This window comes from Gilliamella sp. GillExp13 (assembly GCF_001690815.1).
Classification (GTDB): Bacteria; Pseudomonadota; Gammaproteobacteria; order Enterobacterales; family Orbaceae; genus Gilliamella; species Gilliamella bombi.
Genome location: NZ_LZHJ01000125.1, coordinates 1 through 7,063 on the forward strand (window position 1 = coordinate 1; position 7,063 = coordinate 7,063).

7 protein-coding genes and 1 rRNA gene are annotated in these 7,063 nt (G+C 36.7%); 2 read left to right on the forward strand and 6 right to left on the reverse strand.

Annotation, left to right across the window (positions count from 1 at the left end):
- The 4 genes from tsaA to metN all read right to left on the reverse strand — a co-directional run.
- On the reverse strand, positions 1–736 hold a 736-nt coding region (gene tsaA, locus A9G37_RS09000; protein WP_442903149.1), incomplete at its 3' end, for a tRNA (N6-threonylcarbamoyladenosine(37)-N6)-methyltransferase TrmO.
- 122 nt (positions 737–858) lie between these two features.
- Positions 859–1,761: a MetQ/NlpA family lipoprotein gene (locus A9G37_RS09005; protein ID WP_034910765.1), complete on the reverse strand. Its 903-nt coding sequence runs from the start codon at positions 1,759–1,761 to the stop codon at positions 859–861.
- Positions 1,762–1,775: 14 nt separating this feature from the next.
- Positions 1,776–2,417, reverse strand: a complete 642-nt coding sequence (locus A9G37_RS09010; protein WP_034910876.1) for a methionine ABC transporter permease — start codon at positions 2,415–2,417, stop codon at positions 1,776–1,778.
- 112 nt (positions 2,418–2,529) lie between these two features.
- Positions 2,530–3,561: a methionine ABC transporter ATP-binding protein MetN gene (gene metN / locus A9G37_RS09015; RefSeq protein ID WP_034910764.1), complete on the reverse strand. Its 1,032-nt coding sequence runs from the start codon at positions 3,559–3,561 to the stop codon at positions 2,530–2,532.
- A gap of 118 nt (positions 3,562–3,679) precedes the next feature.
- On the opposite strand from metN, the gene gmhB reads away from it, so the two are divergent.
- A complete protein-coding gene (gene gmhB, locus A9G37_RS09020) occupies positions 3,680–4,216 on the forward strand; it encodes a D-glycero-beta-D-manno-heptose 1,7-bisphosphate 7-phosphatase (protein ID WP_034910762.1) in 537 nt (178 codons plus the stop codon).
- A gap of 225 nt (positions 4,217–4,441) precedes the next feature.
- Here gmhB and A9G37_RS13640 read toward each other — a convergent pair whose 3' ends face one another.
- Together A9G37_RS13640 and A9G37_RS12275 are read right to left on the reverse strand one after the other, a co-directional pair.
- Entirely contained in the window at positions 4,442–4,774 is a 333-nt protein-coding gene (locus tag A9G37_RS13640; RefSeq protein WP_080702309.1) for a DUF4184 family protein, read from the reverse strand.
- Positions 4,749–4,961 (reverse strand): DUF4184 family protein, encoded by a 213-nt coding sequence (locus A9G37_RS12275; RefSeq protein WP_255306891.1) that lies wholly within the window; start codon positions 4,959–4,961, stop codon positions 4,749–4,751. The genes A9G37_RS13640 and A9G37_RS12275 overlap by 26 nt, the downstream gene beginning before the upstream one ends.
- 539 nt (positions 4,962–5,500) lie before the next feature.
- Here A9G37_RS12275 and A9G37_RS09025 point away from each other — a divergent pair.
- A 16S ribosomal RNA gene (locus A9G37_RS09025) occupies positions 5,501–7,038 on the forward strand.
- The last annotated feature ends 25 nt before the right edge of the window (positions 7,039–7,063 follow it).

Genomic DNA, 7,063 nt, shown 5'->3' on the forward strand with positions numbered 1-7,063 from the left:
TAAAATTGCACTTCATGTTTGAATCCAGGCTTCCTACATAAATATCTTCAACAATGGCGTGTTGATTTACGATTCTCCATTTAATATTAAAATGGTAAAGTGTAAATCCGTATGCTTGTTCATTAATGTTTTTTTGTTTATAGGCTGGTCTTGGATCTTGGGATATTACTTGTGTAATTAATTCGGCGAGTTGAGGATAACTTTGTTTTTGTAAATCCAAAGATAATCGTGCTTTTTGTGAGAACTCTACTGTTATTTTTTTTTCAGGAGTAGATTGTGCGTATCCTGCAAGTGCTTCTGAGTGACTATCGGAATAAGGGAGATAAGGCTTGATATCAATAATTGGTGTACCATCGACTAAGTCAAGACTTCCTAATTTTAAGACTACTTGCTTATTTTCTATGATGATATCTTTTAACTCTACTGCTGAAAGCCCAATATGATTAGGTCTAAACGGCGATCGTGTAGCAAACACCCCTATTGTTTTATTACCACCTAAACGAGGAGGGCGAACGGTTAATCTCCATTTTTCAGGAGCAACATGGTGAAATAGGAATAATAACCATAAATGTGAAAATTGTTCTAATCCTTTTACACTGATAGGGTCATTATAAGGTGCTAATAAATAAAGTTCCCCTTGTCCTGCACTAACTAGATTGGGTTGTCTTGGTACAGCAAATTTTTCACTATACGGTGAGCGGATAATGCCGATTGGTTCAATTTGATATGTCATTATTGGTCGATAATTTTATTTATGAGTAGCAGTTTTGTTAAGTCATTTTATTATTATCTCTATTTCCGCCGATCGATACAAAGATCGGCGGATTTAATATTAGTCTAATATTTATTTATAAATTGTTACCAACCGCGAATAGCTCCACCATTAAAAATTTGGTCAGCTTTTTGTGCAACAGCTTCGGTTTGGTATGCTTTAACAAAATTTTTCACATTTTCATTATCTTTATCCACTTCACGCGAAACAATAATGTTAACATATGGTGATTCTTTATCTTCAACAAAAATACCATCTTTACTTGGTGTTAAGTTTGCTTGTCCTGCAAATGCGTTATTGATGATTGCAAGATCAACTTGGGCATCATCCAATGAACGAGGTAACATTGGGGCTTCGAGTTCTAAAATATTGTAGTTATAAGGGTTACTGGTAATATCAAGTACAGTTGGTAGTAAACCTTTAGATTTATCAACAGTAATCATCCCTTCATGTTGTAATAATAGTAATGCTCGTCCTAAGTTTGTAGGGTCATTAGGAATAGCAATCGTTGAGTTAGCTGGAATGAAAAATGCTTCACCGCGTGGTGAAGTGACTTTTACACCTTCGCCTGTTTCTATTGATTCATCAATTGGTTTTAGTTTATGAGAATAGCTTGCAATAGGATAAACAAATGAATTACCTACTACAGCTAATTTATAGCCACGTTCTTTCATTTGTTCATCTAAATAAGGTTTATGTTGGAAAGCATTTACATCAATTAGACCATCATTTAATGCTTGATTTGGGGTTACGTAATCGTTAAAAATAACTAGTTCAACATCTAGATTATAAAGATCTTTTGCTTGTTGTTTAACTACTTCAGCAACTTCTTGTTCAGGGCCTGAAATTACTCCGACTTTTAGAATATTTACTTTAGTTGGTTCTGTTGGTTTGTTATCTGTTGTGGCTGTTTGTTTATTATTATCACAGCCAGTTAAAAAAAATGCACTTACCAATGTGGTAATAAGTGCTAGCTTTTTAATAGACATATATTTCTCCAAAATTAATGATGTGTGACGCGTTTAACAATCATATTGCCAATAAATTGAATAATAAAGACAATAATAATTAATATAACTAAAACAGTATTCATTATAGCAGGCTTGTAGCCGTTGTAACCATATTGAATAGCAAGTTGTCCAAGGCCTCCTGCGCCAACAGCTCCAGCCATTGCAATGTATCCTGTCAAAGTAATTAAGGTAATCGTCATACTATTGACAATTATAGGTAATGACTCAGGCAATAAAACTTTATATATAATTTGCAGTGGTGTTGCACCCATTGAGCGAGCCGCCTCTATTAATCCTTTGGGGACATCTAATAATGCATTTTCTATCATACGAGCAATTAATGGCGATACTCCAATACTTAATGGCACCACTGCAGCTTGTTTGCCTATAAATGTACCCATTAAAATTGTGGTAAAAGGAATAATCCATACAATTAATATGATAAAAGGAATTGAACGGAATACATTTGTAATAAATGAAATAATACTATTAGCGGCATAACAATCCAATATTTGTCCTTTACGAGTTGTATAAAGTAATATGCCAATGGGTAATCCAATTATCGTTCCCCAAAAACCTGATAAGATGACCATAAATAGAGTTTCATCTGTTGCTTGTGCCATTTTGAAAAGCATTGCTTCATTAAAGCCATTAAATGATGAACAAAAAGCAACAAAGTCAGCCCAAAAATTATATTGAGTTAAGTATCGAAATAATGATTCAAAAGGTTTAAATGAAGGAATAAAATCAAACATAGCCGAGCACCTCTACTTTAGTATTATTTTTTTCTAAGAATTGAATTGCTGATGCCATACTTTTTTGTTTCCCTTTCATTTCCGCTAACATTAAGCCAAATTTGACTCCTCCGGCATAATCCATTTGTGCACTGATAATGTTGCTATCAATTTCGAATTCTTTAGCAATTTGTGATAATAATGGTAAATCAACGGAGACTCCTGTAAATTCTAAACGTAATAACGGATTGAGTCCTTCTTTGTGTTCAGATGATAGCCTTATTAAATAATCATCTGGAATATTAAGATGTAAGGTTGATTGAATAAATTGTCGAGCAATATCTGTTTTAGCATGAGAAAACATTTCGCCAACTGATGACTGTTCAACTAGTTTGCCATCGCTTATAACAGCTACTTGGTCACAAATCTGTTTTACTACATCCATTTCATGAGTAATTAATAAAATTGTTAGTCCTAATTTTTGGTTAATATCTTTTAGTAATGACAAAATTGAACGTGTTGTTTCAGGATCAAGCGCACTGGTAGCTTCATCACATAACAATACTTTGGGGTCACTTGCCAAAGCTCTCGCAATAGCAACACGTTGTTTTTGTCCACCAGATAAATTAGTTGGATAAACATTCGCTTTTTCTGTCAATCCAACTAATTCCATAAGCTCATTTACTTTCTGGTTAATTGCTATTTTAGGCGTTTTATTTAGTTCAAGAGGGAAAGCGATATTATCAAATACAGTACGTGAAGAAAGTAGATTGAAATGTTGAAAAATCATACTAATTTTTCGACGTATTTCAATTAATTTTCTATTAGATAGATTAGTGATCTCTTGATTATCAAAGAAGATCTTCCCACTAGTCGGCTTTTCTAGTAGGTTAATGCAGCGAATAAGTGTGCTTTTCCCAGCCCCTGATTTGCCAATAACACCGTAAATTTTCCCTTGGGGAACATGGATATTAATGTCTTTTAAAGCATAAATGGGGGTTTTATTATGCTCAAATGTTTTCGAAATATGTTGTAGTTGTATCATAATATATAAAAACAAAAGATGAATGAATGAATATTAAGACGTCTAGACATCTAAGTCAATCAATAATATGCTATATGAATTAGAGTAATATCTAAAATTAAAAGGAAAAAAAGTAAATATGAAGCCAGCAATTTTTTTAGATCGAGATGGTACTATTAATATAGATTATAATTATGTACATACAATTGATAAGTTCCACTTTATTAACGGTGTTATTGAGGCAATGCAAGAGCTCAAGAAAATGGGTTTTTTATTAGTCATTACAACCAATCAATCGGGGATTGCTAGAAATATATTTACTGAAGAACAATTTCATACTTTGACTGAATGGATGGATTGGTCTTTACAAGATCGTGGTGTTGATTTAGATGGTGTCTATTATTGCCCTCACGACCCGTTAGTGGATACTTGTGAATGTCGTAAGCCAAATCCAGGGATGATTCAAACAGCAGCTAAAGAACTAAAAATTGATATTGCTAATTCTTATATGGTTGGAGATAGAGTGTCTGACTTATTGTCGGGTAAAAAAGCTGGCGTTAAAAAAACTGTGCTAGTAAAAACGGGCGATACTATAACTGAAGAAGCATTAGAACAAGCTGATTGGGTTATTGATAGTTTGGCTGATCTACCAAAAAAAATAAAAAACCAATCTTGATTGTTGTTTTAACTAATACAGTGTTTATATTAAACGCTGTATTAAAGTTATACTTTTAAGTATCAGTGGAATAATGGTTAATCCAATAAAACAGGCACTAATAAAAGTAACAACAGTTATACCTAGCTGATTTGTAGAAAAAATAGTTGCCAAATATAAAAATAAGCAAAGTAATAAGTGTTACTAAGCTCCAGTATGAAAAACCAATTTTATTCTGTTTAGATGTTACAATCGGTAAATAATAAATAGTCCCACAAAACTCATACCAATTAATGAACTACCATGTTGTAATAATTTATAAATTGGAATTTTCATTTTCCCTATATTAACAGTATGTTGTAATAAACTAAAAAGTTGAACAGAACAACCTGACGGATGAGTAAAAGAGTTCCACCCAATATGAGAAATTATGCCAATAATTGCCGATGTTAAAACACTTAACCAATGCTGACAACAATATTTATTCCAGTTGAAAGTTAAATAATTAGCAAATCGCTTATAAAAGAAATTAGGTAAATCTTTAATTAAAACATTATCGAATGATAAAATGAAAAATATAAGAAATAACTAAAGTCATTGGTAAATCAAATAGAAAAATACCAGCTAGACTATGACTTAAAGCACTTTTTACCTCCATTCTTAAGAAGTATTCAAAATCAAGCGCCATACTATCAATAATCAAAGCCGTCATAGAAAATAGATGGGGGGTTCTTATATAAAGGTAATATGATAGCTGGATGAGCAAATGTAAAAGGCACTTTTTATTCTAACTTAATAAAGAGTGTTTAATTTAAAATTATTTTGTTTGTTATAAGAAATATAATCAACCTACCAAAGATATTAAATATTAGAATTTGGTTTTACAACAACTCAGTTTAGTTTGTTTTTAGCTCGTCTTGAGCAAAAAAAATGCAAACAAGAAAAAATGCGTAATGATCTCTTGTATAATTTTTTTAAACCCCTATAATGCGCATCCACTGACACGCAGTCAGCGACAAGCAGACGAAGAGTTGGTGATTAAGTGAGATCAAAAATTTTAAAAAAGATCTTGACGAATAAAAAAGGTTAGCGTAGTATACGCAACCCTTGAGACAGTGAGCTAAATCAACAAAAGGTTGATAAGGAACATAAGCTGTCAGCTCTTTAAAAATAAGAAACAGACAATCTGTGTGGGCACTTGCGAGACGAAAGATTAAAGTCTACGGACTAAAAAATTAAGTCTTGATAAGTGACACTGAAGATTCATTTGAATATGTCAGAGACAGTTATTGAGCATCAAACTTTAAATTGAAGAGTTTGATCATGGCTCAGATTGAACGCTGGCGGCAGGCTTAACACATGCAAGTCGAACGGTAACATGAGTGCTTGCACTTGATGACGAGTGGCGGACGGGTGAGTAAGGTATGGGGATCTGCCGAATGGAGGGGGACAACAGTTGGAAACGACTGCTAATACCGCATAAAGTTGAGAGACCAAAGCATGGGACCTACGGGCCATGCGCCATTTGATGAACCCATATGGGATTAGCTAGTTGGTGGGGTAAAGGCTCACCAAGGCGACGATCTCTAGCTGGTCTGAGAGGATGACCAGCCACACTGGAACTGAGACACGGTCCAGACTCCTACGGGAGGCAGCAGTGGGGAATATTGCACAATGGGGGGAACCCTGATGCAGCCATGCCGCGTGTATGAAGAAGGCCTTCGGGTTGTAAAGTACTTTCGGTGATGAGGAAGGTGATGAATCTAATAGGTTTATTAATTGACGTTAATCACAGAAGAAGCACCGGCTAACTCCGTGCCAGCAGCCGCGGTAATACGGAGGGTGCGAGCGTTAATCGGAATGACTGGGCGTAAAGGGCATGTAGGCGGATAATTAAGTTAGGTGTGAAAGCCCTGGGCTCAACCTAGGAATTGCACTTAAAACTGGTTAACTAGAGTATTGTAGAGGAAGGTAGAATTCCACGTGTAGCGGTGAAATGCGTAGAGATGTGGAGGAATACCGGTGGCGAAGGCGGCCTTCTGGACAGATACTGACGCTGAGATGCGAAAGCGTGGGGAGCAAACAGGATTAGATACCCTGGTAGTCCACGCTGTAAACGATGTCGATTTGGAGTTTGTTGCCTAGAGTGATGGGCTCCGAAGCTAACGCGATAAATCGACCGCCTGGGGAGTACGGCCGCAAGGTTAAAACTCAAATGAATTGACGGGGGCCCGCACAAGCGGTGGAGCATGTGGTTTAATTCGATGCAACGCGAAGAACCTTACCTGGTCTTGACATCCACAGAATCTTGTAGAGATACGAGAGTGCCTTCGGGAACTGTGAGACAGGTGCTGCATGGCTGTCGTCAGCTCGTGTTGTGAAATGTTGGGTTAAGTCCCGCAACGAGCGCAACCCTTATCCTTTGTTGCCATCGATTAGGTCGGGAACTCAAAGGAGACTGCCGTTGATAAAGCGGAGGAAGGTGGGGACGACGTCAAGTCATCATGGCCCTTACGACCAGGGCTACACACGTGCTACAATGGCGTATACAAAGGGAGGCGACCTCGCGAGAGTAAGCGGACCTCACAAAGTACGTCTAAGTCCGGATTGGAGTCTGCAACTCGACTCCATGAAGTCGGAATCGCTAGTAATCGTGAATCAGAATGTCACGGTGAATACGTTCCCGGGCCTTGTACACACCGCCCGTCACACCATGGGAGTGGGTTGCACCAGAAGTAGATAGCTTAACCTTCGGGAGGGCGTTTACCACGGTGTGGTTCATGACTGGGGTGAAGTCGTAACAAGGTAACCGTAGGGGAACCTGCGGTTGGATCACCTCCTTACGAAGTGCTCGTAAGTGTTCACACA